Origin of the sequence: Thermodesulfobium sp. 4217-1, from assembly GCF_039822205.1 — a bacterium.
GTDB lineage: Bacteria > Thermodesulfobiota > Thermodesulfobiia > Thermodesulfobiales > Thermodesulfobiaceae > Thermodesulfobium.
In genome coordinates this window covers 1-26,747 of record NZ_JBAGBW010000016.1, presented here as the reverse complement: position 1 = coordinate 26,747, position 26,747 = coordinate 1, and the positions used below count along the sequence as shown (strand labels likewise).

General features: G+C 39.5%; 26 protein-coding genes and 1 tRNA gene. 18 read left to right on the top strand and 9 right to left on the bottom strand.

Annotated elements, in window-relative coordinates; all coding sequences use genetic code 11:
• Position 1: 1 nt before the first annotated feature.
• The 3 genes from V4762_RS06960 to V4762_RS06950 are packed head-to-tail and all read left to right on the top strand — an operon-like array spanning position 2 to position 2,424.
• Entirely contained in the window at positions 2 to 961 is a 960-nt protein-coding gene (locus tag V4762_RS06960; protein WP_347315064.1) for a polysaccharide pyruvyl transferase family protein, read from the top strand.
• A gap of 12 nt (positions 962 to 973) precedes the next feature.
• On the top strand, positions 974 to 1,693 hold the full coding sequence (locus tag V4762_RS06955) for a WecB/TagA/CpsF family glycosyltransferase (RefSeq protein ID WP_347315063.1): 720 nt from the start codon (positions 974 to 976) through the stop codon (positions 1,691 to 1,693).
• Positions 1,694 to 1,698: 5 nt separating this feature from the next.
• Entirely contained in the window at positions 1,699 to 2,424 is a 726-nt protein-coding gene (locus V4762_RS06950; protein WP_347315062.1) for a dihydroorotate dehydrogenase electron transfer subunit, read from the top strand.
• A gap of 83 nt (positions 2,425 to 2,507) precedes the next feature.
• Here the strand turns inward: V4762_RS06950 and V4762_RS06945 are convergent.
• Both V4762_RS06945 and V4762_RS06940 read right to left on the bottom strand, forming a co-directional pair.
• Positions 2,508 to 2,584: transfer RNA gene (locus V4762_RS06945), tRNA-Lys, on the bottom strand.
• A gap of 101 nt (positions 2,585 to 2,685) precedes the next feature.
• The gene (locus V4762_RS06940; protein ID WP_347315061.1) at positions 2,686 to 3,117 is read right to left on the bottom strand and encodes a nucleoside deaminase; all 432 of its coding nucleotides are present in this window, start codon (positions 3,115 to 3,117) and stop codon (positions 2,686 to 2,688) included.
• Positions 3,118 to 3,218: 101 nt separating this feature from the next.
• Here V4762_RS06940 and V4762_RS06935 point away from each other — a divergent pair, with 101 nt between their 5' ends.
• The 4 genes from V4762_RS06935 to V4762_RS06920 all read left to right on the top strand — a co-directional run bounded on the left by V4762_RS06935 (position 3,219) and on the right by V4762_RS06920 (position 6,505).
• A complete protein-coding gene (locus V4762_RS06935) occupies positions 3,219 to 4,013 on the top strand; it encodes a hypothetical protein (RefSeq protein WP_347315060.1) in 795 nt (264 codons plus the stop codon).
• Positions 4,014 to 4,111: 98 nt separating this feature from the next.
• Positions 4,112 to 4,570 carry a C40 family peptidase gene (locus tag V4762_RS06930; RefSeq protein WP_347315059.1) on the top strand — a complete coding sequence of 153 codons (459 nt, stop codon included), beginning with the start codon at positions 4,112 to 4,114 and terminating at the stop codon, positions 4,568 to 4,570.
• The gene (locus V4762_RS06925) at positions 4,563 to 5,132 is read left to right on the top strand and encodes a flavodoxin family protein (protein WP_347315058.1); all 570 of its coding nucleotides are present in this window, start codon (positions 4,563 to 4,565) and stop codon (positions 5,130 to 5,132) included. The genes V4762_RS06930 and V4762_RS06925 overlap by 8 nt, the downstream gene beginning before the upstream one ends.
• Positions 5,129 to 6,505: a mannose-1-phosphate guanylyltransferase/mannose-6-phosphate isomerase gene (locus V4762_RS06920; protein WP_347315057.1), complete on the top strand. Its 1,377-nt coding sequence runs from the start codon at positions 5,129 to 5,131 to the stop codon at positions 6,503 to 6,505. The genes V4762_RS06925 and V4762_RS06920 overlap by 4 nt, the downstream gene beginning before the upstream one ends.
• A gap of 110 nt (positions 6,506 to 6,615) precedes the next feature.
• Here the strand turns inward: V4762_RS06920 and V4762_RS06915 are convergent, their stop codons facing one another.
• Positions 6,616 to 7,896: an amidohydrolase gene (locus V4762_RS06915; protein WP_347315056.1), complete on the bottom strand. Its 1,281-nt coding sequence runs from the start codon at positions 7,894 to 7,896 to the stop codon at positions 6,616 to 6,618.
• Between the two features lie 137 nt (positions 7,897 to 8,033).
• Here V4762_RS06915 and V4762_RS06910 point away from each other — a divergent pair, with 137 nt between their 5' ends.
• The 5 genes from V4762_RS06910 to V4762_RS06890 all read left to right on the top strand — a co-directional run bounded on the left by V4762_RS06910 (position 8,034) and on the right by V4762_RS06890 (position 13,100).
• Positions 8,034 to 9,758: a GspE/PulE family protein gene (locus V4762_RS06910; protein WP_347315055.1), complete on the top strand. Its 1,725-nt coding sequence runs from the start codon at positions 8,034 to 8,036 to the stop codon at positions 9,756 to 9,758.
• Between the two features lie 8 nt (positions 9,759 to 9,766).
• Positions 9,767 to 10,825 carry a type IV pilus twitching motility protein PilT gene (locus V4762_RS06905; RefSeq protein ID WP_347315054.1) on the top strand — a complete coding sequence of 353 codons (1,059 nt, stop codon included), beginning with the start codon at positions 9,767 to 9,769 and terminating at the stop codon, positions 10,823 to 10,825.
• On the top strand, positions 10,825 to 12,069 hold the full coding sequence (locus V4762_RS06900) for a type II secretion system F family protein (protein ID WP_347315053.1): 1,245 nt from the start codon (positions 10,825 to 10,827) through the stop codon (positions 12,067 to 12,069). The genes V4762_RS06905 and V4762_RS06900 overlap by 1 nt, the downstream gene beginning before the upstream one ends.
• 158 nt (positions 12,070 to 12,227) lie before the next feature.
• On the top strand, positions 12,228 to 12,626 hold the full coding sequence (locus V4762_RS06895; RefSeq protein WP_347315052.1) for a type IV pilin protein: 399 nt from the start codon (positions 12,228 to 12,230) through the stop codon (positions 12,624 to 12,626).
• A 72-nt stretch (positions 12,627 to 12,698) separates the two neighbouring features.
• On the top strand, positions 12,699 to 13,100 hold the full coding sequence (locus tag V4762_RS06890) for a secondary thiamine-phosphate synthase enzyme YjbQ (RefSeq protein WP_347315051.1): 402 nt from the start codon (positions 12,699 to 12,701) through the stop codon (positions 13,098 to 13,100).
• Here V4762_RS06890 and V4762_RS06885 read toward each other — a convergent pair.
• From V4762_RS06885 to V4762_RS06870, 4 genes are all read right to left on the bottom strand, one after another.
• A complete protein-coding gene (locus V4762_RS06885) occupies positions 13,097 to 15,103 on the bottom strand; it encodes a hypothetical protein (protein WP_347315050.1) in 2,007 nt (668 codons plus the stop codon). The two genes, V4762_RS06890 and V4762_RS06885, sit on opposite strands and share 4 nt — an antisense overlap.
• Before the next feature lie 122 nt (positions 15,104 to 15,225).
• On the bottom strand, positions 15,226 to 17,265 hold the full coding sequence (locus tag V4762_RS06880; RefSeq protein WP_347315049.1) for a hypothetical protein: 2,040 nt from the start codon (positions 17,263 to 17,265) through the stop codon (positions 15,226 to 15,228).
• A 201-nt stretch (positions 17,266 to 17,466) separates the two neighbouring features.
• Positions 17,467 to 18,159 carry a class I SAM-dependent methyltransferase gene (locus tag V4762_RS06875; protein ID WP_347315048.1) on the bottom strand — a complete coding sequence of 231 codons (693 nt, stop codon included), beginning with the start codon at positions 18,157 to 18,159 and terminating at the stop codon, positions 17,467 to 17,469.
• Positions 18,160 to 18,161: 2 nt separating this feature from the next.
• Positions 18,162 to 19,121 carry a glycosyltransferase family 2 protein gene (locus tag V4762_RS06870; RefSeq protein WP_347315047.1) on the bottom strand — a complete coding sequence of 320 codons (960 nt, stop codon included), beginning with the start codon at positions 19,119 to 19,121 and terminating at the stop codon, positions 18,162 to 18,164.
• A 202-nt stretch (positions 19,122 to 19,323) separates the two neighbouring features.
• Here V4762_RS06870 and gltX point away from each other — a divergent pair, with 202 nt between their 5' ends.
• Positions 19,324 to 20,730: a glutamate--tRNA ligase gene (gene gltX, locus V4762_RS06865; RefSeq protein WP_347315046.1), complete on the top strand. Its 1,407-nt coding sequence runs from the start codon at positions 19,324 to 19,326 to the stop codon at positions 20,728 to 20,730.
• 8 nt (positions 20,731 to 20,738) lie between these two features.
• Positions 20,739 to 21,833, top strand: a complete 1,095-nt coding sequence (locus V4762_RS06860) for an AI-2E family transporter (RefSeq protein ID WP_347315045.1) — start codon at positions 20,739 to 20,741, stop codon at positions 21,831 to 21,833.
• Positions 21,834 to 21,849: 16 nt separating this feature from the next.
• Here V4762_RS06860 and V4762_RS06855 read toward each other — a convergent pair whose 3' ends face one another.
• Entirely contained in the window at positions 21,850 to 23,337 is a 1,488-nt protein-coding gene (locus V4762_RS06855) for an aldehyde dehydrogenase family protein (protein WP_347315044.1), read from the bottom strand.
• A 4-nt stretch (positions 23,338 to 23,341) separates the two neighbouring features.
• A complete protein-coding gene (locus V4762_RS06850) occupies positions 23,342 to 23,917 on the bottom strand; it encodes a macro domain-containing protein (protein ID WP_347315043.1) in 576 nt (191 codons plus the stop codon).
• A gap of 147 nt (positions 23,918 to 24,064) precedes the next feature.
• On the opposite strand from V4762_RS06850, the gene V4762_RS06845 reads away from it, so the two are divergent.
• From V4762_RS06845 to V4762_RS06830, 4 genes are all read left to right on the top strand, one after another.
• Complete coding sequence (locus tag V4762_RS06845) at positions 24,065 to 24,478, top strand: hypothetical protein (RefSeq protein WP_347315042.1); 414 nt, start codon at positions 24,065 to 24,067, stop codon at positions 24,476 to 24,478.
• Positions 24,406 to 25,107 (top strand): N-glycosylase/DNA lyase, encoded by a 702-nt coding sequence (locus V4762_RS06840; RefSeq protein ID WP_347315041.1) that lies wholly within the window; start codon positions 24,406 to 24,408, stop codon positions 25,105 to 25,107. Before V4762_RS06845 ends, V4762_RS06840 begins: the two co-directional genes overlap by 73 nt.
• Positions 25,104 to 25,871: a nitrilase-related carbon-nitrogen hydrolase gene (locus tag V4762_RS06835; RefSeq protein ID WP_347315040.1), complete on the top strand. Its 768-nt coding sequence runs from the start codon at positions 25,104 to 25,106 to the stop codon at positions 25,869 to 25,871. The genes V4762_RS06840 and V4762_RS06835 overlap by 4 nt, the downstream gene beginning before the upstream one ends.
• A 52-nt stretch (positions 25,872 to 25,923) precedes the next feature.
• On the top strand, positions 25,924 to 26,747 hold an 824-nt coding region (locus V4762_RS06830; protein ID WP_347315039.1), incomplete at its 3' end, for a DUF169 domain-containing protein.

Genomic DNA, 26,747 nt, shown 5'->3' with positions numbered 1-26,747 from the left:
GTTGGACTTTTTAGTAGGCTATTTTGGGGCTGGCAATGTGGGAGATGATGCGATTCTCCAGGCATATCTTTTAAAGAACAAAAATGAAGTAAAGATTCTGTGGAATTCTAAAAAATCAGCGCCCAATCACGTTGAGAAAAATAAATTATTTGATGTGATTAAAAATTTATTGCTGGCTAAGAGAGTAGTCTTTCCGGGCGGAGGAATTATCCAAGATAGAACTAGCTTTTCAAGCTTAGTTTTTTACACAGGCATAGTTTTTATTGCCAGCCTGTTTGGGAAGAAGACTCTAATGCTATCTCAATCGCTTGGCCCGATTGATCTTGAAAAGTCAAAATTCTTTGTTAAATTTTTAAATAGAGTTGACACATTGGCCCTGAGAGATTCTCTCTCTCTTTCTTTGGCAAAAAGATTGAGATTGAATGGCGATATTCTCAAAGAGGTTGCTGATATAACCTTTACAATAGATTTTTTGCATCCTAAGAAAGAGAAAATTTTTGGCATCAACCTTAGATCGTGCAAAGAATCTTCTCAGTCAGTTCAAGACTTGAAGTTGTTTTCTGAGAGATTGAAGAGCGAGGGTTTTGTGATAAGAGGCGTAGCATTCGACAAAGAAGATGAGAGATATCTAAGGAGTTGCGGAATAAAATTTGATGAAATTTTATATGGGGATTTTTTAACAACGTTTAGGTCGGTCGCCCAATGTGAGATGTTCGTGGCTACCAGGTTTCACGGCGCAGTATTTTGCGCTAAGTCATTGACTCCATTCATATCTATTGATTATGACCCAAAGGTTAGGGGTTTTATGCGCCAGATAGGATTAGAAGAATATTGCTATAAAGCTCTGACTCTTAAAGATCTCTCAGAGATGTACGATAGAAAGAGCATCATAGAAAAGCAAATTTCTAAAAAGTTAAGAGAACTTGAAAAATTGGCTTATAAAAATTTTGATTATATTTAAACACACAATTAGATGAGAAAACTTATATTCGATCTTGTTCCTGTTGATATATTAGAGCTTGAGGGCATACTATCATCCTTCGAAGAAAGACTTGCCAATAACTTGGGTTTCAGGATTGTAACCCTTAATCCTGAAATGGTCATGTACTCTATGAAAAAGGATGCCAACTCAAAGATTGCTCTTGAAACTTTTAACGGGGCAGATCTCGTAGTGCCAGATGGAATTGGCATTGCTTTATATCTGAATACAAATAGAATGTGTGGGATCGACCTTATACCGCATTTTTTGGATATATGCAAAAAATTTGACAAAGGAGTTTATCTGATAGGCTCAAGCGATGATGTCGTAAAGGCTCTAAACGATAAATTCTTAAAAATTGGCATAAAAGTGGTCGGTTATGAAAACGGCTATTTTGATGATTTTAGACCTTCCGTAGATAGAATAGCTAACTCTGGTGCATCATTTGTGATGGCTGCTATGGGCTTTCCAAAACAAGAGCTATTTTTAAATGAGCTTGCTAAAGTTAATAATAATATAATCGGGATGGGAGTTGGAGGATCCTTTGACGTCTTGTCGGGCAAAAAGAAAAGGGCGCCAAAGATCTTTAGAAGCTTGGGTCTTGAATGGTTCTACAGGTTGATTAGCGAACCAAAGAGGGCAAGGAGAATGCTAGTACTTCCAAAGTTTGCCCTCCTTGCATTTTTCTGGAAGATAAAAAATTTTGGGAGATAGGAAAAATGATTGATACAAGAATTGCAAATACTGAAAGGGTTAGTAATTTCCATTTTTTAATTGATTTAGATGCTGAAACTAATTTGAATCCCATTCCTGGGCAGTTCTTTATGTTGAAGGTAAACGATCTCAATGATCCATTTTTTATGAGGCCATTTAGCGTTTTTGATGCTGATAAAAATATTCTTAGATTTTTGATTGAGATAAAGGGCAATGGGACAAAGATTTTAAGCAGATCCAGGGCAGGAGATATCTTGAAGATTAGAGGACCTCTGGGCAATGGATTTCAGTTTGGTAATGTCAGAAAAGCTCTTCTATATGCTGGCGGTACAGGGATTGCGCCGATGTTTTATCTGGCGAAAAACCTTAAAAAAAACGGAGTTGAGGTTGACGTAATACTTGGATTTAGAAATAGGGATAGGGTTATATTCGAAGATTCGTTTGCTGAGCTCGGAGAAGTATTTGTTTATACCGATGATGGATCTTATAGAGAAAAGGGTAATGTGGCTGACTTTGTATTGAAAAAAGAATATGACGGCGTTTTTGCCTGCGGACCTGTGCCAATGTTGAAGGCAATCCAAAGGAGACACAAAAACGCACAGATAAGCTTAGAGTCTGTCTTTGCCTGCGGTGCAGGGGCTTGTATGGGTTGTGTGGTAAAGAGCGTCAGTGGATATGTAAGAGTTTGCAAGGATGGGCCTGTGTTCTATGCAGGAGATGTAATAATCTAATCAACTTCAATATCGCGCTTTTTCATTTTGTCTTTTAATTGATTAAGCAAAAGGTTTCATTGCACAATTACTTAAAAACAAAATGGTGAGCCGTGAAGGCTTCGAACCTTCGACCCTCGGCTTAAAAGGCCGATGCTCTACCTGGCTGAGCTAACGGCTCACAAGTTGTAATTCTAAACTTTTTATAATTTTATGTCAATATTTACGCTACTTTTTGTTTAATGAACTTCAATCTTCGCTGAGGATATCTGACTCTTGATACTATATAGCGCTATTTTTATTTCTTATGTCTTTAAAAAATCTCTCTAAAAGATGATTGAACCTTGTGTCACATATCTGCCTACAAAAAACTCCGTTTGATTCCAGGATCTCCCTTGTGGGTTTTTTGGACTCTACACAAAATATTACGTTTTTTATCTTGCATTCTATTATTGCGCCAGCGCACATCAGGCAGGGCTCAAGAGAACAATAGATAGTAGAACCTTGTAAATGCCATCTATTGTAATTTTCGACTGCGATTTTTATCGCTGATATCTCGGCGTGTTCGATGGGAGATTTTTTTCTTTCACATAGATTTTCGGACGCTGACAATATATCTCCTTCTTTGTAGATTATTGAACCTACAGGTAATTCTCCTGCATTATAGGAAGAAAGGGACAAAATATAGAGCTCATCTATTAGATTATTTATCAATTTAATTCTCCTTTCAAGATGTGTTGTATTTTTAAAAAATATGTTATACTATCCTAAATTATTTTGAAAATTTATTTGCCCGCTTGAAAGGGGGTAGTTGAATGAAAGGTTGCACCAAAATGGCAGCGTTTTTAACTGTCCTTTTATTCTTTTTTCCAGTTTCTGCCGGTGCAAAAAGCGTTGATAGTGCAAAAAACCCTTTTTTATCTAACAGCGCATTTTCACAGCAAAGCAATGCACAAGGTGTTAATTCCAGCGTGATGCCATCAGCTTCTGGATCTTACAGCTCTTCTTCTGCAGATCTCTCTTCTGGTCAGACGTCCACATCTGATCTTGCGGCGTCCTTTGGTGCTGCGATGATCCAGAGAAATATCGACAAGACTCTATCTGCTGCTGATAGTTTTTTGAATGCAGGAGATACCGAGGATGCATGGAATGCATATTCCTATGCCTTGGGTCTTGCTATTTCTCAGAGGAACATTCAAGCCCTGGTTACAGTTGGAGACGGTTTTAGAAAGCTGGGCAGTGATTCTGACGCGAAGAAGGCTTACACTATTGCATTTGCTTTTGCGAAGATGCAAAAGTCATTAGATGGGTGTATATTGGCGGGAGACGGCTTTAAGTCCTTGGGCGACAAGGAAAACTCCTGGAATGCATACAATTATGCGTTTGGACTGGCTATGAAATTTAGATCTGCGTCTGGTGCAATCAAATCAGGAGATGGGTTTAGGAGTGTAGGCTCTAAAGCTGACGCTTGGACTGCCTACAACTATGCATTTTCTGTAGCACTTAGCGAGGGTAACAGAGAGGATCTAGTCAAAGCGGGAGACGGCTTTAAGTCAATTGGCGCGAAATCTGATGCAGAAAATGCATTTAATTTTGCAAACAACTTTTAACCCCTGTTAGGTTAGGCAATTCTGGACAAAGAATAAGGGGACAGGGCAGGGACTCCTTTGCCTGTGTGTTTTTAGACCAAGAAAGGAGGAAAGAATGTTTGAAGGGTAAATTATTTTGTTTTTTGTTGTTGACTGTTTTTGCTTTTTCTTCTGTTCTGTTTGCGCCGAGCGCGTATGCAAACAATCAAGATTTGAGACAGGAGATAATTAGAACTGCTTTGCATCTCAAGGGGGTATCTTACAGATGGGGAGGAACAACTCCTTCCGGTTTCGACTGTTCTGGTTTCGTGCAATATGTTTTTAGGATCAATGGTATCAGCATTCCAAGAGATGCAGACTCACAGTATTATGATGGAGATAAGATTTCTACATCAGACCTTAAACCAGGCGATCTGGTTTTTTTCCAAACTTATGAAAGCGGTCCCAGTCATGTGGGCATCTATATCGGTGACAACCGCTTTATTCACGCAGCTTATCATGGTGGGATAATGGTTGATTCTTTGAACGAATCATACTATGCCGAGAGGTATTTAGGGGCAAGAAGTTATATTGACTAAGGAAAAGTTTTTGGTTATAAATGGAAGTCCTAATGCAGGGGGAAATACTGATTTTCTGATAGATAGGTTTGTAACATTTTTGGATAATGTTATCAGATTCGATATCAGAGAGATGAATATTTCCCCCTGTAGGGGATGCGAAAAGTGTTCTTTAACAGGTAACTGTATAATTAGAGACGATATGTACCAGATTTATGATGAGATCGAGGCTTGTAAGTATTTTTTGTTTTTTTCCCCAGTATTCTTTGGTGGGGTTACTTCTACTTTAAAATCTGCGATAGATAGATGCCAACCGTTCTGGGCAAGAAAAAATATTCTGGGCAAGAAAATTGACAATAATGGCAGAAAGGCTCTAATCGTGCTGATAGGTGGTACATCGTTTGCCAAGGGATATGAGTGTGCTGCTCTTTCTGTCAGATGGCTCTTGAACGTCATAGATGTGCCTGAAGTTAAGCCCTTGTTTTATATGAATATTGAAAATAATAAAGATTTTTCTAAATATAACCTTGAAAAAGATATTGATAATGTAATGGACTTCTTCTCTGAGGAGAGTGAAAAATGAAGATCGCTGTACTTGCTGGAGGTGTAGGGAGCAGGCTTTGGCCTTTGAGCAGAGAAAGATACCCAAAACAACTTATATCGCTTACTGGCGATAAGTCTTTACTGCAGAACACCATAGATAGGCTGTTGCCCCTGTGCGAAAACCATATTTTAATTGTGGGGATTGAGGCACACAAAGAAGATTTGGAATGGCAGCTTAGCAACAATGGCAATTCGAAAATAAAATATAATATTTTGCTCGAGCCGTATCCAAGAAATACCTATGCGGCCTGCCTTTATCTTACGTTGTACTTTGAAAAAATTGGTGTTAATGAGCCGATATTGGTCGTGCCTGCCGATCACATGATCTCGAATGAAAACCTTTTTTATGAAGCTGCAAGAGATGCCGAAAATTTAGCTGAAAAGGGTTATATAGTAACCTTTGGCATAAAACCATCTTTTGCCTCTACTGGCTACGGCTACATCTTAAAAGGTAACAGGATTGAAGGCTCTAAGGGTTTTAAGATATCAAGATTTGAGGAGAAGCCTTCCATAGAAAAGGCAAACACTTATATTCAGGATGAGAACTATCTATGGAATTCTGGGATGTTTATGTGGAAGCCTGAGGTATTTCTTTCTGAGGTGAGAAATTTTGATGTAGAAACTTTTGACAAGGTAAAAGGTATATTCGAAAACTCTCCTGGGTCAGATACTGAAAGGATATATTCTTCCTTGCCGTCCATTCCTGTGGACAAGGCTGTAATGGAGCGTTCTAAATTGGGTGCAGTTATCCCATCTGGCTTTGAATGGAGCGACCTTGGGAGCTGGGACTCTCTTTATGATGTAGCAAAAAAGGACAAGAGCAAAAATGTGACTACAGGCGATGTGCTTGCCCTTCATTGTAAAGATTCGTTTATGTATAGTACTGGCAAGCTTATGGTGGGAGTGGACCTGGAAGACCTGATAGTGGTAGACGCCGATGACGCGATTTTGGTCTGCAAGAGGGGTCACTCACAATATGTAAAGGACGCTTTTGACGCCCTCAAAGAACAGGGCAGAGAAGAGAGTCAGATTCACAGAACTGTCTATAGATTTTGGGGACAGAAGACTCTTGTGAGCAGAGGGGATAACTTCCTTATCTATCAGGTATTGTTGCTTCCTAAGAAGGAGATAATGCTTCAGATGCACCATCACAGATCGGAGAACTGGATGATACTCTCTGGGGCAGTAGAGGTTGAAAAAGATGGCAAGAAGGCATTTTATCACAGGGGCGAGAGCGTTTTGATACCGAAATCTACTCCTCACAAGATAACCAATCCTGGCAAGATAAGCGCTCAGATATTGGAAATCTGGCAGGGAGAATACCTGGAGGAAGACGACGTCGAGTACATATAGCTTACTTTATAAGCTTAAGGGGTTTTTAATTGTTATTACAAAGGCATTCTTGCACGATATTGAAGACCTCTATCCTGCAAGCCCTATTATATTTGTCTTTAAAGAATTTTTTATGGAAAATACTTCCTCATAACCTCTTTTGAAAGTCCTATTATCTTATCCTTATCGAATTGAGGAAGTCTGTCTTTTATAACCCATTTGCCGTTTACGCAAAGGCTCAATATGCAATCGGGTGTAGCGCTGTAGACTAAGTCGCTTACTATGTGGTGTCCTGGCAGCAATGAAGGGTTTTCTCTGTCTATCACAAGAAAATCAGCTCTCTTGCCCACTTCGATGCTGCCAATTTCTTCTTTAAATATCGCCCTTGCTCCCATTGAGGTAGCCATTTGAAGGGCATCAAGGGCCTTTAGCGCCTGCGGATTCCCATTGGAGATCTTCTGAAGTTTTAGAGCAAAATCCATTTCACCAAGAATATCAAGGTTGTTGTTGCTGGCTGCCCCGTCTGTGCCAAGCGCTACGTTTATCTCAGAGTCGAATAGCTTTACCACAGGACATATGCCGCTTGCCAGTTTCGCGTTGCTCTCGGGGCAGTGGGCTATGCTTACATCGTTTTCTTTCAGAATAGAGATGTCTTCATCGGTTAAGTAATTTGCATGGGCTGCGAGCGTCTTTGCCTCAAATAGCCCCAGGTTTGCAAGGTATTCTGTGGGGGTGAGGCTCTTTTCCCTTTGCATGTCGAGGAACTCCTTTTCAGATTCTGACAGGTGAATATGAATTGGGCAACCTTCTCTTATGGCTATTGATGAGAGCTCTTTTAATAGGACATCTGAGCAGGTATATGGGGCGTGAGGGGCGACGACAGTAGATATTAGCTCGCTATTTTTGTACTTTTCTATTAATCTTTTTGTGTTTTCTATCCCTTGTGCCTCGCCTTTTGCATGAGGAGTAGGAATGCTCAAAACCCCCTCGCCAATTAAGGCCCTTAGGCCTATTTCTTCGGCTGCTTTTGCTACCATATCTTCATAAAAGTACATGTCTACAAATGTAGTAACCCCATTTTTCGCCATCTCATAACAGGCAATAAGGGTGCCTATGTATACCGTTTCAGGGTTTATAATCTGGGCTTCCTTAGGCCAAATATGGTTGGTGAGCCAATCCATCAAGGACAGATCGTCTGCATAGCTTCTAAGGAGCGTCATTGCTGCGTGGGTATGAGCATTTATCAGCCCTGGCATCACCAGCTGACCGTTTAGGTTTATCTTTTCAGAACACTCTTTCTTAACGTTTATGCCTTTTATAATGCCATTGGAGATGTAGATATTTGACCCCTCTAAAACATTGCCAGACTTTACATCGAGTATTGATGCGTTTTCTATCAATAATTCGTTCATATTACCTCCTGTTATTTTGTCAGATAATATTATATAATTTTTACAATAAAGTGAGAACGTTAATAAAATTTAATTAAAAGTTTTGGTAATATGATAATTATGTGTCATAAATAAATTCTTTAAAATGGTGGTGGGTTTTGACAGTAGAGAGCGCGAAAAGGCCGAAAGAAGCAAGGGTAGTTAGCAAGCTTTTGGATGATGGTCTTTTGACAGAAGACTATGTTAGAGACGTTTTATACGAACTTGAGGTTGGCGATATGCCCTTGCTCGACATACTGGACAACAAAGGGCTTCTGACGAAAGACTTGCTCCAGAGGCTGGAGGGCATTTACAGCTTTAAGATAAAACGCATACAAGAAACCCCACTTGATGAAAAGGCCTTGCAGATTTTATCTCCAGATTTCATAAAACAAAGAAGGATATTGCCCTTAGCGTTAAAGGGGAAAAACCTCTTGCTTGGAATGGTGAACCCACAGGATCTGTCCACCGTTGACGACGTTCGTATGATTACAAAGACAGATATCGAGCCTGCTATGATCCTTGCAAGCGACTTTGCAAAGTATATTTCTGGCGAGATAAGCTTCAAAAAAAGAGAAGAGACGATGTTCGGGAAGGAAGCTGACGATGTAGCGGCCTATACCGATTCTCAGCAGCAAAAAGAGAAATTTACCTATGGCGATGACGAATCTGTAGTGGATTTAGTTGACTCAATTGTGGAAGAAGCAGTCCTAAAAAGGGCATCAGATGTTCACATAGAGCCTTATGAAGACAAGATAGTCTTAAGATATAGGATTGACGGCTCGCTTTTGATGATCTCAGAGTTTCCAAAAACAATTGGCCCTGCTATTGTTTCAAGAATAAAGATACTCTCCACTCTCGACATCTCAGAGAGAAGAAGGCCTCAGGATGGCAGAATGCACCTGAATGTGGCAAACAAAGAGATAGATATGAGGGTATCAATAATGCCCTGTACTCAGGGAGAAAAGGTTGTTCTTAGAATATTTGACAAAAAGGCAGTAGCGATGGACCTGGAGCTTTTAGGATTTCCCGAAAGGGAGCTAAGGACCTTTAAATCTATATTGCAAAAGCCTTATGGCATGATATTTGTAACCGGTCCTACTGGCTCAGGAAAGTCTACCACGCTGTATTCTGCCCTTAGCCTGCTCAACAATGAAGACGTTAACATATTGACTGCCGAGGATCCTGTGGAGTTCTATATCCCTGGTATAACCCAGTCTCAGGTAAACACACAGATAAATCTTACCTTTGCAAGCCTTTTAAGGTCCTTTTTGAGACAGGACCCTGATATCGTAATGGTTGGCGAGATTCGAGACTCTGAGACGGCGGAGATAGCTGTTAGGGCTGCTATGACAGGGCACCTTGTGCTGAGCACCCTTCACACAAACGACGCTGCCAGTTCATTTCCAAGGCTTATGGATATGGATATAGAGCCCTTTTTGCTCGCATCCAGCACCCTTTGTGTTTTGGCACAAAGGCTTGTAAGGAAAGTCTGCCCCGAATGCGTAAGAGAGGTGCCGATGCCTGATGACCTTAAGGTAGCTTTGGGCATTTCTCCTGGAGGGTTTGGCTTTGGACCTGTGGGAGAGATCACATATTTTGAGGGCACAGGTTGCAGCGCGTGTTTTGGAACGGGATATAAGGGCAGGATCGTGGTGCCCGAGCTCCTGGTAGTAAACGATGAGGTCAGGTCTCTTGTTATGTCAAGAGCGCCTTCCAAAGAGATAAAGAGCGCAGCTATCAAAGGCGGCATGAGAACAATGAGAGAAAATGGAGTAGATCTTATATTTAAGGGGATTACTACCCCCCAGGAAATTGTAAAGAAGATATTTACCGAAGATTAGGAGGCAATATGGAGATATCAGAACTTCTCGAAAAGGCTGTTCAAATGAACGCGAGCGACATACACCTTTCTGTCGGAATACCTCCCGTCATAAGGCAGGAGGGGAGATTGGTAAGGCTGGAGGAGTATGGCAACCTTACACCAAAGATAGCATTTGAGACTATATTTTCTATGCTCTCAGATCTTCAGAAGAAGAAGATAGAAGAGGAGCTCGATATTGACTTCTCCTACGGCATATCTGGAATAGGTAGATTCAGGGTAAACGTTTACAGACAAAGGGGCGTATGGGGCGCAGCGCTCAGACTGATACCATGGGAGATCCCAAGTCTGGAAACTCTGGGCCTTCCTCCTGTGGTAGCTGAGTTTGCCAAGCTGGTAAGAGGACTTGTGCTGGTAACAGGTCCTACTGGCTCAGGAAAGTCTACCACGCTTGCCTCACTTGTAAACATAATAAATAGAACAAGAGAGTGCCATATTATCACTATTGAAGACCCTATTGAATATCTTCACTCTCACAAGAAGTCTATAGTAGATCAAAGAGAGGTAGGAAATGATGCCAAATCCTTTGCTAGGGCTGTAAGGGCATCTTTAAGAGAAGACCCCGATGTAATATTGGTGGGAGAGATGAGAGACCTTGAGACGATATCTGCGGCTATTACCGCCGCAGAGACAGGGCACTTGGTGTTCTCAACCCTTCACACGAACGATGCCCCTCAGACTATAGACAGGATAATAGACGTATTCCCTACAAACCAGCAACAGCAGGTCAGAACCCAGCTTTCCACAGCGCTTCAAGGTGTTCTCTCCCAATCGCTTTTGTCAAAGATTGGGGGCGGCAGGGTGGCTGCGGTGGAGGTGATGATCGCTACTCCTGCTGTGAAGAACCTTATAAGGGAGGGCAAGGCAGCACAGCTATATTCTGTGATACAGACTTCGGGCAGATACGGCATGCAGCAGCTTGACTCATCTCTAAAAGATCTGGTGCTGCGCGGGAAGGTATCCTTTGAGGACGCATTTACGGTCGCCGTGAACAAGGAAGAGTTTATGCGTCTGGTTGGGAGGCTGTAATGCCTAATTTCTTCTATAGGGTCAGGGACGCTCAGGGCAAGCTGGTTACTGGAAATACCGATGCAGCATCCCTTGTGGTCTTGAAAAACGACCTTAGAAACAAGGGATTCCTGGTGGTAGAGATAAACGAAATAAAAGATCAAGCCCAGGCTTTAGCGGCGCAAAAGGATGATAAGAAGCCGTCAGGCTCCTTCTCTCTTTTTAATAGGGTTAGCCAGAAGGAGCTCGTAATATTTTCAAGGCAGTTTGCTACCCTGGTGGCGGCAGGGGTGCCAATAGCAAGGACGCTAAACACCCTGAAGTCACAAACCAAGAAAAAGGCATTCAAGGATATTATCGACGACGTCCTGAAGAGGGTAGAAGGCGGAGAGAGCCTGGCAAAGGCTTTTGAGAGGCATAGCAACCTTTTTAACAAGCTCTATACCAGCCTGGTAAGAGCAGGTGAGGCATCTGGCTCTCTTGACGTAATACTTGCAAGGATTGCAACCTACCTGGAAAAGGAGATGGCCCTTAGGAATCAGGTAAAGCAGGCTGTGAGCTATCCTATATTTGTCTTAACCATCGCCATGGCGCTCAGCTCTTTTTTGCTGATTTTTATCGTCCCAATGTTCGCGGGCTTTCTTACGGGAATGGGTGCGAAGCTGCCTCTTATGACCTCTATAGTAGTAAACGCCAGCCATTTTCTGATAAACAACTTTATCTTGATAGTTATATTCTTGATAGCGGGTATCTTTCTTTTTACCAGGGCTCTGAAGACTCCAAAGGGCAGGGAGGCCTTTGATCTTGTCATATTTCGGCTGCCGATATTCGGGCCTCTTTATATGAAGATAGAGTGCTCCAGGTTTGCAAGGACATTTGGTTCTATGACAAGGAGCGGCGTGCCGGTACTCACATCTCTTGAGATAATAGAAGACGTGTTGTCCAGCGTGGTATTGAAGAAGGGCATAAGGTTTATACACGACGCTGTCAGGAGGGGCCAGACGATAGCCGATTCTATGAGCAAGACCGATAAATTCCCTATGGTATTGGTGGAGATGATAGCTATCGGTGAGGAAACGGGGCACCTTGATGAGATGCTGGATAAGTCTGCCGATTACTATGACGACGAGGTGGAGACCACTGTAAAAGCTCTCTCAAGCATGCTGGAGCCTGCTATGATAGTGATAATAGGTGGCATTGTGGGATTTATCGTAATAGCAATGTATCTGCCTATATTTAGCCTGTATCAGGCAATCGTAAAATAGTTTCTATAGTCAAATAATTTCTCTTTTCTTTTGCCGATATATGGTATATCATAGTAGTGTAAGGAGGTGTGTTTATATAGGACTGAGTATTACTATTGACAGCTTTGCAACTGATTTATAATGTAAGAAGTTCTAAAAATAATCTTAGGAGGGGTTATATGCTAAACTTACCAAGAAAGAGTCTAAGGAACAAGAAGGGTTTCACGTTGATCGAGCTTTTGGTGGTCATCGTCATCATCGGCATACTCTCTGCAGTCGCATTTCCGCTTTATCAAAACCTTACCAAGAACGCTGCTGACGCATCTGCAAAGGGCGCGCTTGCTGCCTTGAGGGGCGCAGCAGCTCTGTATTATGGGCAGAATGGAACCTACGCAGCAGGTATAGCAGATGTTGAGGCTAGTACTCAATCTCAGGGCGGAATATATTTTAATGGAAACACTCTATCAGTTGCTGCTGGTGGAACAAGTTATCAATATACTCTTAGCTATGATAGTACAACTGGTACTGTTTCTTGCACGGGCTCTGGAGCCGCTGGCACAACCTGCACTTCCTGGTAAAAAACTTCAAAAGGCCGCCGAGGCGGCCTTTTTTATTAATTACTTCTCTCTCAGAGTGTACAAGGTGATAATTTGACAGAATCGATAAGTCTCAGGACCTCAAAGAAGCTTCAGCTAATAGACGTTACGTCTATGATAGACAGCGCGATAAGGAAGTTATTTGGTGTTTACAATGGGGCGCTTCTTTGCTATGTGCCTCACACAACTGCCGCAATTACTATAAACGAGGCATCTGATCCGGATGTGGCCCTTGACATTGAGAGCTTTCTCAAGCTTCATATTCCTGAAGGCATAAGATTTCGACATCTGGAAGGAAATTCTGACGCACACGTCATCTCAACTCTTATTGGCTCATCTGTGATGGTTCCCGTAGAGGAGGGCGCTCTGAAGCTGGGCAGGTGGCAGGGGATATTCTTCGTGGAGGCAGACGGCCCCAGGGTTAGAAATATAAACTTAGTAAAACTAACTTCTTAGTCAGATAATTTTATAAGATCTTTATCGTATATATCTATCTTCTCCCAAACTAATTTAATCTTATCACTGTATAGCAGCTTGTCCTGAGCAGTTATCCTAAATGACTCTATGGGGACTGCGCTCATAAAGTGAACCTTGTTCTCCATGCTTACTGGCAGGGGGCTTATCCAGACGCCTTCTATTGCATTGTCAGGGAGGAGACGAAAGGTGTGAATATTGCCCTTTATATCTTTGTACTCGATGCTAATCGGTTCTTCTTTATACAACATGCGCTTTATCGAGCCAAGTAGATTCTTCTTTATATAGATTTTTGCAAGTACTATATTTTTGTCTGATCCTTTTATGGGCACATTTATCCAGGTATTCCAGCCAGCTTCAGATTGCCCTATACTTGTGGGCTCAGAGATTGATGGGGACGCGCATCTCTTAAGGAGGGTAAACTTCTTTTCTCTTTCTATCATAGAGTAATTTCTAAGGATATCCAATAATGTTTTTGGGTCGTCATTCAGGAGCATTCCACCCCTGAAGCTCTGAAAGGGAGGATTGTTGCCAACTCCATACCAGATGTAGTACTCGGGCGCGTTATCTGATCGCAAAAAGGCATCGTTCTGGCTGTCAAGCCAGGGGGTGTAGTCGGTATAGGACTGAAAGACAGGCCTTGGGTCCCAGTTTAAGTAATTGGCAAATACCAGAGATGATTCCCAGGGGTATGTGTCCACCGATGCTTTTCCAATTTTCCTTTCGATATTCTCTGGCAGGGTGTCTATTTCAAGATTTTTCTCCGTTTGAACTTTCGCGTTGTTTGTCATCGCAGTGAGATTTGCTACGTTAAAGTACTTAAAGTCCAGACTGTTTGAGATGTTCCCAAGAAGGTTTGAACAGTAATTTGGCATTATTGAGTTGGATGAGATCAGGAAAATAAGCATTATAAACCAGGCAATGGTAAATCTCTTTAAAAAAGAGAAGATTTGTCTATTCTCTAAGACGATGATCGTAAAGATTGCAAATCCTAAAAAGACAGTGGTAAAAAAGCCCGAAAACCAGGGTCCCTCTATACAGAAGGAATACTTCGCGACCAGCCAGAAAAATGGGATTAATGAGACTAAAAATATCTTAAACTCTTTATTCTTTACCAGATAAAATGTAAGAAAGGCAATAGGAAGAAATACAATAGCAAAGGCATTTTCGTGGATAGGGGGATATGACGATGAGGCTGCAAAATAGCCGTATGAGAGCTCAAGATAGCCGCGCGTGAAGTTTATAAGGTTTGAGAAATTTTTAAAGAAATAAAGGTAAAAGGGAGTGAAAAGAAGGATAATGAGAAGTATATAAGAGGACAGGAGCTTAAAGCGGCGGTTCTTGATCGCTATAAGGTAGCTAAAAAGATAGATGGCAGCGCACATTGCAAAGGCTCCAAACTTGTAAAGAAAGCCAAATACGAGGACAGGTGCGCTCATCAGAAGGTAAACAGGCTTTTTCGTGCGGTAAAAGAGAAATGAAAGGTTTAAGCTCGTAAATATGAGGTCTAAATCAAGGGATCTTACAAAGTTGTGGTCGTTTATGATCAGGATCAGGATATATGTGAGAAGATAGCCTAAGTATCTTTTTATCGTGCGCTCCTGACTGCATAACTTAACGAGAAATATAAAAGACAGTATCATATATGAGTTTATGATTATGAATATTGGATTAGCAAAGATTAGCGGCAGATACATCGGGCCAGGCGCTGCCAGAAAGCCCAGAGGTCCGAAAGTGAATATTATATCCTTGCCGAAGGTTAGACCGTGCTCGAAGGCATAGTTCATTGCAAACTGCCAGGAGGGGTCAAGTCCTGCTCCAAAAGGCATAATAATAATATAAAAAGTGAGGAAGAACAGAACGATAAAAGCAAATGTTTCTTCGCTGAGCTTGAGATTGTCTTTCAGGGCAGAAGTGCTAAGCCTTGATCTCAAAGAGCTTAGTATTCTCTGGCTGCCAATAAATGAGAATATTTCTTTTTTCAACGTGCCCTCCTAAAATTATTTCTAGTAAACTTAAACATTATACAAAAATAACTCTTAATCAGCATTTAATTTAATATGCTAAATCTCAATTTTTAATTTTGTGCAAATAAAAATAAAAATTGTTACTTTGGTGTCCTAAAAACCATAAGAAGGAATCCGTTTGACTCCTTAGATTCTTTATCATATATTTTTGGATAGGGGAAGAATGTTTGTAAGCTTTTAGACTTATATTTATCTATTATTGATTTTGTATTGTAAGAATCACCTAATAGTCCTATACCAAAACAGCTACCCTTATTGTCAGGACATGGCCATTTTCCAGCCCAACTGCCATTAACGGTCCAGTTAAAACCTGCTCCTTGTCCATATCCAAAAGATTTGTCAAGATATCCATTTTCTTCAAGATATTGTGGGTATAGATTTGAGAGGTTGCTATTTGTATCGAGATATTTGATTGATGAATTTAATAAAGTATCAAAGATTTTTAAACTTCTTTCGTTTTCTTGATTTATCAGTTTGTTTATAATCGAGTCATTTATAGCACTGACTTTTTCCATTTTGCAAAGGCTAATTTTTGGACCATTGGTTCTTGTTTCTTTACAAGAACCAAAATTAATTAAGAGCTTATAGTCCTTTAGAATTTCTAATGCTCTTTGTGTATCTGGCTGGTTGATAGATAGATAATATATTTTTTTGTCCCAGTCTTCAATACTTTTGTAATATTTATGTTCATATTGTTCAGTTAAGGGTATTCTGAAAAAGGGGAATACTTTAAATGGAATAGCTATAATTTTGTCATTTTCCGGTAAATATGGAATGACAAAGCCTATTGGAATGCTGCCTACAATTATCATTGAGTTGTCGTATTCTTTGAACATTTGCTTGTCGATTCCAAAGTAAGTTTCAGGGAATGGTTTGATACGACCCCAGTTATAATATGGATAACTCATTAAACAAAGCAGTAAAATAATTCCCGATAAAATGACGTATAAATATTTGTTCTTAATAAATGAAGAGATGATTATGAAAAGGACCAAGGGTGCCAGTATCTCTAAGGCTGCTATGTATCTATAAAGTCCAAATTCTAATAGCCAAGGAATATAAGAAAATATAAAAAATAAAACTATGAATATGTTTGGATATTCATTATATTTGCGCCTAAATTGCTTAATTAATAAAAAAAAATAGAATGGAACAAAAATAGCTATGTCTGCAAACAAGCAAGTTTTAAAAGGTAATTCCATTCTGCCTACCCAATTGTTTGAATATGGCAAGACAACTTTTTTGCTAATTAGTAAGAATGGCACCTCAAAGTATTGAAATAAATTTTTAGGAGTCCATCTTGTGTCTCCGATAGCTACGGGTGATATAAACGGAGATTTAAAGATATTATTAAAAAAAGGAAACAAGGGATTTTTAAAGTTGTCATACAAAATTATGCCAACTGGGGCATAGATAACAAGAAATGATATAGCCATACTAAGGGATATAAGTGAGATATAAGTTAACTTTTTCTTAAGTTCTATATTTAGCAGCAAAAATACAATTAAAGATGAAGCGAACATACCTATTACATAGATCATATTAGTTAGTTTAAGTCCTGCTGCTAATCCAAGGCTTATTCCAGAGGCAACTATATAAACGGAGATAGTTTTATTGTATGATTTATTTTCAATGGTAATTTTTTGGATTGATTTTATCATAAATAAACAGGATAAAATAATAAGAGGTGCGACAAGAGTATCTCCCATAGTGGAACCTATTTCTGAAATAAAAGTTGGACCAAAAATTGAAGATAGGGCTATTAAAAATGATATTAAATATTTATATTTAAGGTTGTAAAAAATGTTTAGACTTAATAAAAAAATCAATATAGGGCTTATAGATTGAAGCGATGCGATTATAAGATTGACCAACAAAGGAGAGAGGTTGGAGATAAGGATGTAATAAAAGGAGCTTAATAATGGTTCAAGGTAAGATTGTATTGTTTGAAGTGAATTAGATATAAATGTGCCGTGCAAAAATGCATAACCATTGTAAAAATGGTAATTTAATAGGTCCCAATTAAAATCAGCTCCTAAATAATAGGCTAATGAGTTCATTAGAAGAAAGAAGAATACACTGATTAAGACTGATGGTATAAGATTTTTATGACTTTTCATATATATTCTCCTTTAGTTTTAAAAAAGCTTAGAACTTTGAAGCTAACTTGTCACTACTGCGATGTTGAAAGCTATTATATGCGATAAACTGGATGCATATCTTTTTGGGTTAAGATCCAAACAATACTTGCATCTACAAAAAACCCTATAGCACCAACTATTGAAAATCTTACAAATTGATTTTTGTATAAGCTCATTTATTCAAGAAATTACTCTATTAGGCTTTTTAGCAAGAACATAAAGATTCTTGCCTAATATTTTCCTAAACAAATTGTCTAGAAAAATGCTCATTGGAAATAAATATCTATCATAAATAATTAGTGCTTGCTGATTTATATTTCCTTCTTTATTCCCAAATGTTTTGAAAAACAATGTAATTAAAAAACCAAGAGAATCAACATAAATAGACCTTTGAATTTCAAACCCATTACTTATCATTAGGTTATTCAAATGCTTCATAGAATATCTTCTAAAATGACCAACTTTTTTATCCATAGTGCTATATAAAATCTTTAAAGCGGGGACATAAATTACTATTTGCCCCCCCCTCTTAAGCTTTTTATAAAACTTTTTAATTATTTCATCGTCATTTTCAATGTGCTCAATAACATTTAATGTATAGATAAAATCAATGCTATCGTCATCTAATTCATCTAAGGTTTTAAAACACTTAAACCCTTTGTTTTCTAACTTTCTTCTAAGATCATCATCTATCTCTACACAATATAAATTGTAACCAATTTTTTTAAATTTCTCAGCGAAATTACCTAAACCAGATCCAAAGTCAACAATAGTATATTTTAAATTCAAATGTGGCTTAATAAGCTCTGATAGATGATTATTATAATTTTCTGCTAAGAGCATATCTTCCAAATTCTCTTTGCCGCTATACATTACTATTCTCTACTACCTTCTGGATCAAACATTTTATGCGATAAATAAGCAAGCATTTTATTTTCTATTCTTCCCTTTGTTACAGTATCAAGTATTATTCCTATTGTGAAGCATAAAGATGCAATGATCATTATCCCTACAGCAAGCAATGCAGTAGGCAGCTTGGGCACTAAACCTGTCTCGATAAATTGTATGACTATAGGAATACCTAATCCCAAGGCAATCATAGCCAGTATAAGACCTATTAGAGAGAAAAACAGTAAAGGTTTCTCATGACGAAAAAGTGCGATAATTAATTTTAAGATCTTAAACCCATCCCTATATGTATTTAGTTTACTATTTGAGCCCTCTTGCCTTTTATAATAATTTCCTACAATATATCCCATAGGACACTGAAGTTGCAATGCATGAATAGCTATCTCTGTCTCTATGTCAAACCCATCTGATTGGACTGGGAAAGACTTTACAAATCGCCTTGATAGAACTTTATAACCAGATAGCATGTCCTGAATATAGTTACCAAATATCATATTTACAGCTTTTGTTAAGATTCTATTTCCAAATGTATGACCAAAGCGATAGGCTTCTGAATCCACTTCTTTACGAATGCAGTTAACAAGGTCATACTGCCTCTTTATAGCTAACTTCAGCATCAATGGAGCAATAGATGGCTCGTATGTAGAGTCTCCATCAACTAAGATATAAAAATCAGCATCAACGTCTCTAAACATTCTTCTTACTACATTCCCCTTGCCCTGACGCTCTTCTTGACGTACAATAGCATCACACTTCTTAGCTATTTCTATTGTAGGATCAACTGAATTGTTGTCATAAATGTAAATTTTAGTATCGCTAAATTCACTTAGAGATTCTCTAAAACCTTTTATAACACTTCCAATGGCTGCTTCTTCGTTATAACAGGGCACAACCACAGCAATTTTCAGATTATTTTTGTTTTCCATAAGAATGATTTTAACAAATTAATTTTATTTGTAAATCAAAGAGTTTTAGAAATATTAGTTAATGAAAAGTTTAATAATATTTAAATTTCTTTTCTTGACACTTGCTTAGGTATTAAAAATTGCTAATAAATTTGAAATATCGCTTATAATAAACTTATATATTTTTTTACTACATCAGAAGCGTTTATGAAAGGAGATCTTAATGATAAGAGTTCGTTTTGCTCCATCTCCTACAGGTGCACTTCACATTGGCGGAGCTCACACTGCACTTTTTAACTACCTTTTTGCCAAGCGTCTTGAGGGCAAATTTATCTTAAGGATTGAGGACACGGATACAGAGAGATCGTCAAAGGAATATGAGGAAGTCATCTTAGAAAGTTTGAAATGGATGGGGATAGAGTGGGATGAGGGGCCATATTATCAGTCAAAGCGACTGGATATATATAGAGAGAAGGCAAACGAACTTCTCCAAAAGGGTTTGGCATACGAGTGCTTTTGCACCCCTGAGGAGCTAAGGGAAAGACGAGAGATGATGATAAAGATGGGCAGACCTCCAAAATATGACGGCAGGTGTAGGGATCTTAGCGAGGATCAGAAGAGGGACCTCAGAGCCAAGGGCTTAAAATCAGTTCTAAGGATAAGAATCCCCGACGGAAAGTCATTTTTGCGCGATGCTGTAAAGGGCGATGTGTCATTTGCGAATGACAGTCTGGGCGGCGATATGGTGATAATGAAGTCTGACTCGTATCCGACTTATAACTTTGCGGTGGTAATAGACGATATAGATATGGATATTACCCACGTCATAAGAGGCGACGATCACTTGACGAACACCTTTAAACAGATGATCATTTATAAGGCTTTCGGCAAAGAATTGCCAAAATTCGCCCACATACCGCTTCTTCTGGGGCCTGATAAGGCAAAGCTCTCGAAAAGGCATGGAGCCGAGAGCGTTCTGGAATATAGGGAAATGGGATACCTTTCTGATGCCCTTTTTAACTTTTTGTCGCTCCTTGGTTGGACGCCAAAAGAGGGCCAGGAGATATTTTCAAGGGATGAGCTGATATCTATGTTTTGTCTTGCAAAGCTAAACTCGAATCCCGCTGTATTCGACATGAAGAGATTGGACTGGATGAATTCTCAATATATAAAAAATATGGACGATCTAAAGTTATTTGACCTTGCCAAAGCCTTTTATGATAAAGCAGGGATAGAGCTTGTGAAAGACGACTTTACCATAAGGGCGATAAATCTTGGCAAAGTAAGGGCAAGGACTCTGCAGGACCTTGTTATCGGCACGAAATATTTCTTTGTAGAACCTGAGCTTTCGGCTGAAGAAATGGATAGCATAAAGTCAAATAGTTCAACCGCACTGCTTTTGGAGAAATTTCTCGAACTGCTGAATACTGGTTATGATTCACATATAGATTTGGAGAACAAGTCAAGAGAAATGGCAGCCTCCCTTGATCTTGCTTTCAAGGACTTGGTCCATCCTCTTAGGCTGTTAATCACTGGAATGAAGGTAGGCCCAGGGTTGTTTGAGATCGTAGACGCCCTTGGAAAGGACATCGTAATAAGAAGGGTCTCAAAATTTCTCAATGATGCATAAGGCTTAGAGTGAAACTCGAAGAGCATCTGGTATATCCTCGAATAAAGGTCTTTATTATAGCTCTTGTTATAATATTGAGCTTGTTTGTCGTGTGGATCTTTAAGGGTATTTTGATACTATTTTTCATCTCTCTTTTGCTTGCGTATCTGATAGAGCCCCTCTTTAACTTAGTGTTGAGATTTCAAAAAAATAGGGTAATATCTCTGATCGTATCTTATATTATAGTGTTTGCCTTCCTGGGAAGTATTGGTATCGTGCTCTTCTTTGGCCTTTCTAACGAAGTAAGGAGCATAGCAAGGCACACACCTGTATATTTTGAATCGATTAAGGGCTATATGGACAATTTGCAGACGCTTTTGAATTCATTTTCTATACCCCTTGATATCAGGTCTTCATTTAACGGAGTTTTCTTGTCTCAGGAATACGTTCAGTCTCACCCATATTCTCTCTCCTTTTACGAGAGCGCAAAAGTTCTGAAGACATTTTTTTTGGAATCTGTAAGAACGGGCGTTAATATATTTATTGTGTTTATGGTCGCCGCCTTCTGGATAATCGACTTTGAAAATATTAAAGAAGGTCTCTTAACCCTATTTCCCCCCGACAGAAGGCAAGAGGTCGTGGAGCTCTCTACCGATGTGGATTTTGTTTTGAAGAGGATTGTCAGGGGGCAATTTCTGATATGTCTTATAAACGGTACATTAACTACCATAGCCCTTGTTATTTTGAAAATTCAATACGCCATCTTGATAGGGGTGCTGGCAGGATGTCTTTCTGTAATACCAGTTTTCGGAACCCTCTCTACCACCTTGCCTGCAGTTTTTCTTGGACTCACTCAGTCTTGGACAGTTTCTCTTGAGGTTGTGGCGGTGATACTCTGCATACACTGGCTGGAGAGCTATGTATTGTGCCCCAGGATAATGGGAAAGCAGGCTCAGGTTCACCCAATTCTTATAATATTGGCTCTGGTCTCAGGTGAGCAGCTCTTTGGTTTGGAAGGCTTAATCCTGGCCATACCAGCGACTGGCGTTTTAAAGGCTGTTGTTGTACACTATCTTAAAAAAGCCGGTCACATTGAGCCGACTGGGAACACAAAGAGCCAATAAGAAGCACTATGATATATCAATTTTTCACTATTATCGCTTTTGTGTAGCTCATTTCCTGGACAGTGTAAAATATGCCTTCTTTGCTGCCCGTTCCTGACGACTTGATCCCTCCGACAGGATAATATCCGGTGCCGTGTCTGGGATAGTCGTTTATATGTATCTGCCCAGCCTTGAGCCTTCTTGATAGCTTAATCATATAGTTCACGTCAGAGCCAAATATTGCAAGATCCAGACCGTACTTGCAAGAATTTATAATGTTTACCGCCTCATTTATATCTTTGTATACGTAATATATGAAAATCGGACCGAATACTTCTTCTTTCATCAGCTTTATTTCAGGGTTGTAGATCTTTATTAATTGTGGCGGAAAATAGGCATTGGTTGGGCTGTCTGAGAATATTATCTTTGAGCCAGAGTCAATCGCCTCTTTTATAAGCTTCTTTAATCTGTTTGCAGATGAGGTTGATATCAATGGCCCCAGGTTGCACTCTTCGCTAAAGGGATCCGCCCTTTTTATGTTTTTTATTTTGTCCAGCGTTGAAGACACAATGACCTCTTCTATCTCTTCTGGAATTAATATTGTATTTAGAGCATCACAACGCTGTCCTGCGTTTTTTAGCGCCCCATTTAGCCAACACCTTGTGACCTCTTTTGGATTGGCATCTTTCAGAACTATGCCAAATGCCTTGCCGCCCAATTCAAGGTGGAGCTTCTTTATGCCCGCATTTCTTATCACGCTCTCGCCAGTTTTGCTCGAACCTGTAAGAGAAACGAGGTCTGTTTTCTGGTTATTTACTATCATCTCTTTTATTTGTGTCTCTGATGTCGCAATGGTGGTGAGGGCCTTCTTTGGAAAGCCAGCCAATTCAAATATCTTTATCAGAAGTAGGACTGATAGAGGTGTGTGTTCGCTGGGTATGGAAATGGTAGAATTGCCAGCTATCAGAGCGCTTGCAAGCTTGGATGCGTGGAGAAAAAAGGGAAAATTAAACGGGCTGATAAGAACAGATATGCCGTATGGCTCTCTCAGGGTAATTACGCTTCTATCCTTCAAATCATCAAATATGCCTGACGGTATGTATTCTCCCTTTAGCGCCATCAGATCGATACTTGAGAAATTAAGCCTTTCTATGGTGGAGTCTATTTCGCCCCTTGCAAGCTTTATCGGTTTTGAGCTGTCCATAACTATGACATTCGCCAGGAGATCGAAATTCTCCTCAATCAACTTTCTGCATTTCATCAACATATCAAATCTCTTGTAGTGGCTTATTTTTGACAGCTCTAAGAAGCCCTCTTGGGAGGTATTTATAATTTGTTTTATGTCAGGGGAGACAGGCCCCCTAAACCTGTAAAGTATCTTGTTATTTATCGACGAGATCTTGTTCTCAGGCTTTCCGCCTAAGGCCCTCCATTCGCCAATCAGGAAGCTGATCTCTGGGATTGGATCTTTAGAGAGTAGGTCAGAAAACGGACTGTTTTTCAGTATATCTGCAATATTCTCCATTTAATTATTTTCTATTTTTATAAATTTCAAAATATTTTTTTGCTGTTGTTGCAAAAACCTCTGCTGTAATCTCTTCATAGAGCACGAACTCAATTTTTCTCAGCGATTCGTCTTTCATAAGATGTTCAAAGGATTCTCGAATAAGAATATCAGCACATTTGTCCTTTGGGAAGCCGTATATGCCTGATGAAATCGCAGGAAGAGAAATGCTTTTTAGCCTAAGTTTCAATGCGAGATCAAAGCACGAATTTATAGACATCTTTAGTAGCTCCATAGCTGCGTCAGGCGCATATTCATTGTAATCAGGACCAGCTACATGGATTATGTGTTTTGGTTTTAAATCGCCTGCTGTAGTGTATACCGCTTTCCCTGTGGGAATAGGCCCCTGGTTTCTAATTATCATATTGCTTTCAGTCTGGATTATCTCTCCGCCTCTTCTGACAATTGCAAGGGCTACGCCGCCCCCATGCTGAAGATATCTATTTGCCGCATTTACTATGGCATCAGTGTCCCTGAGCGTGATATCTCCTTTAACAATTTCTAAAATTTTATCCTTTATTTTAAAATTGATATCAACCATTTTTTTCCTCCTGAAATTAGCAAACTGAGAATAAAATTTTAATTGGTTAAACTAATAAGTTCTCTATCAAAAAGCTAATATCAACATTATAGTATAATATAATATCTAATTTTATATTAGGTTTTTAAATATTTTGGAGGTGCAAATTTGGATAATGAGTTTTTTGCTTTGTGGCAAAATGTTATAAAACAAAATGAAGAGGACATGCTCCTTAAGCTGGATAGAGGACTTGAGGCAAGAGAACACTTGTGGAAGAACAAGCTCGATTTAGATGGGGATCTGGCAGCCAATATTAAGTCTGTAGATAAGAAATTCCTGCTTATGGCTCCATACATAGTGTCATTTATAGGGAAAGAGTATTTCTCAAAATATGAATACAAGCCTATCTTTATGTGGTGGTATCACTCAGATGCAATTGCCGACGGGAAGCTTACTGTGGATATAGAGAACAGGGTATGCGAATACAACGATCAGGGCATGGAAGGCGAGTGCTCTATGGAAAAGATGAAGGAAGAGGGCTTTATGATGGAATTGGGAGAAATTTCAGGACATCACAAATAAAATTGGGACTATTAGATAAGTTAGACTCTCTTAGGGGATCTCCTTGCGAGAGCCAAATTGAGTTGAGAGTTTCTCAGTTTAGAGAAATTGGTTCTGGCAGTGAAGAAAAGATCTTTGAGGAGCTTTGTTTCTGTGTTCTGACTGCAAACTACTCTGCTAAGGGCGGCATATCTATTCAGAACAAGATAGGCGATGGTTTCTTGTATATGGAGGAAGAAGAGCTAAAGCTAACTCTTAGAGAGCTGGGCTATAGGTTCTGGAATCCGCGATATAGATTTATCGTAGAAAACAGAAGACTTTTTGGGATGTTGAGAGATATCCTGGGCTCTGATGTAAGCACTTTTGACAAGAGGAAGACCCTGGTAAAAGAGGTAAAGGGCTTTGGGATGAAAGAGGCAAGCCACTTCCTTAGAAACGTTGGTATATTTGATGTGGCGATTCTTGACAGGCACATATTAAGGGTTATGAAGGAATATGGCTATCTTGATGAGATTCCCAAAACAATTACCGAAAAAACATATATTAATTTCGAGAAAACCTTTTTTCAAATTTCAGATGATTTTGGAAAGCCACCGGGAGTCTTGGATCTATATATATGGTTTATGGAAAAAGGATGTGTGGACAAATGAGAATAGGGCTCTTTCAGATGGACATATTAAGAGACTTTGAATTAAACTTTGAGAAGGTTAAGAGGGCGATCTTAGAGGCTCAGAAGAACAACCTAAATCTTTTAGCCTTGCCTGAGACCTTTCTCTCTGGATATTACAAGAGTTCAATTAAAAAGGTTAGCGAAAACCTATCATATTATTTTGATCAACTTTCAAGCATGTCAAGAGAATGCAGCATGGATATATATGGTTCATTGCCTGTAAAAGAAGACAGCAGCATGTACAATTGCGGCTTTTATTTTAGCGGCGGAAGCTGCATTGGTAGATACAAGAAAATCCATCTAATAGGTATTATGGGGGAGAGGGATATCTTTTCAGAGGGGAGTGAGTCTGTGGTGGCAGAGTCAAAGAATCTGGGCAAGGTGGGTCTTGCAATCTGTTACGACATAAGGTTTCCAGAACTCTTTCGAAAGATTTCCACAAAGTCAAGGGTTACGATAGTGAGCGCTATGTGGCCAAAGAGCAGGATAGAGCACTGGAAAACTCTTTTAAGGGCTCGCGCGATTGAAAACCAATGCTTCATAGTCGGAGTAAACAGGGTGGGCTCTGATAGAAATAACTTGTATTCTGGCAACTCTCTTATTTTTGACCCTTATGGGGCAACTCTCTTGGAGTGCGGCGATAAAGAAGGCCTGTATTTTTCTGATATAGATCTTTCATCGGTAGAAAAATACAGAAGCGATTTCAACGTTTTGGGCGACAGAAGGATATTTAATTTACAATAATATAATAATATTATATGTTTTAAAATTTTTTTAAATTTTTAAAGGGGGAAACATGAAAAGTCAGATAGAATCGGCTTTGAAAATGAAGTTTAATCCTGTTGCGATTATCTGGTCGGATAAGTTGCCTGAAAATGCAATGAGATTCAAAGAGGGCAGATGGGGCTGCGTGATGTGGCTTTTTGCAAATGCTGCTAAAGGAAGGACTGCTGCCTTTGATAGAAAAACCTATGGCTGTTGGGGCGGCGGAGTAGGTCTTGGCTTTGGCAACGCCTATAAATACTTTCCTGGGGGACAATCGTGTTTTGAAAAATTTTTGTCAAGCGGGAATAAGGAAGATGACTTAGGCAAGGAAATCGCTGCAAGCTTAGAGAATCTGGCAAGGAAAGACTTTATTGAAGACTTTCTTGAGGGGGAAAGATACGTAAAGACCCCGGAAAAAGTTAAAAAATTTTTAGAACAGATGCCTATTATGGAAGTTCCAACAGAATATGTAATATTTAAGCCCTTGCAAAATGTAGATTTGAATGTAGAGAAACCAGAGGTGATAGTCTTCCCTGTGAATCCACATGAACTGGCTGCTTTAGTTGTTCTTGCAAATTATGGCAGGGACTCTTTCGAAAGTGTAATTTTTCCGTGGGGCGCAGGTTGCCAGACTATGGGTATTTTTGCTTATAAAGAGAGAGGATCAGCACCCCAGAGGGCTGTGGTAGGGTTAAGCGATATCTCTGCAAGAAAGAATATACGAAACCATCTTGGCGATGATATCTTTACCTTTACCGTTCCAATCGAAATGTTTCAAGAGATGGAGTCAAACGTAAGTAAAAGCTTTTTAGCAAGGCCAACATGGGCGTCACTCAAGTCTCTCACTTTCTCCCC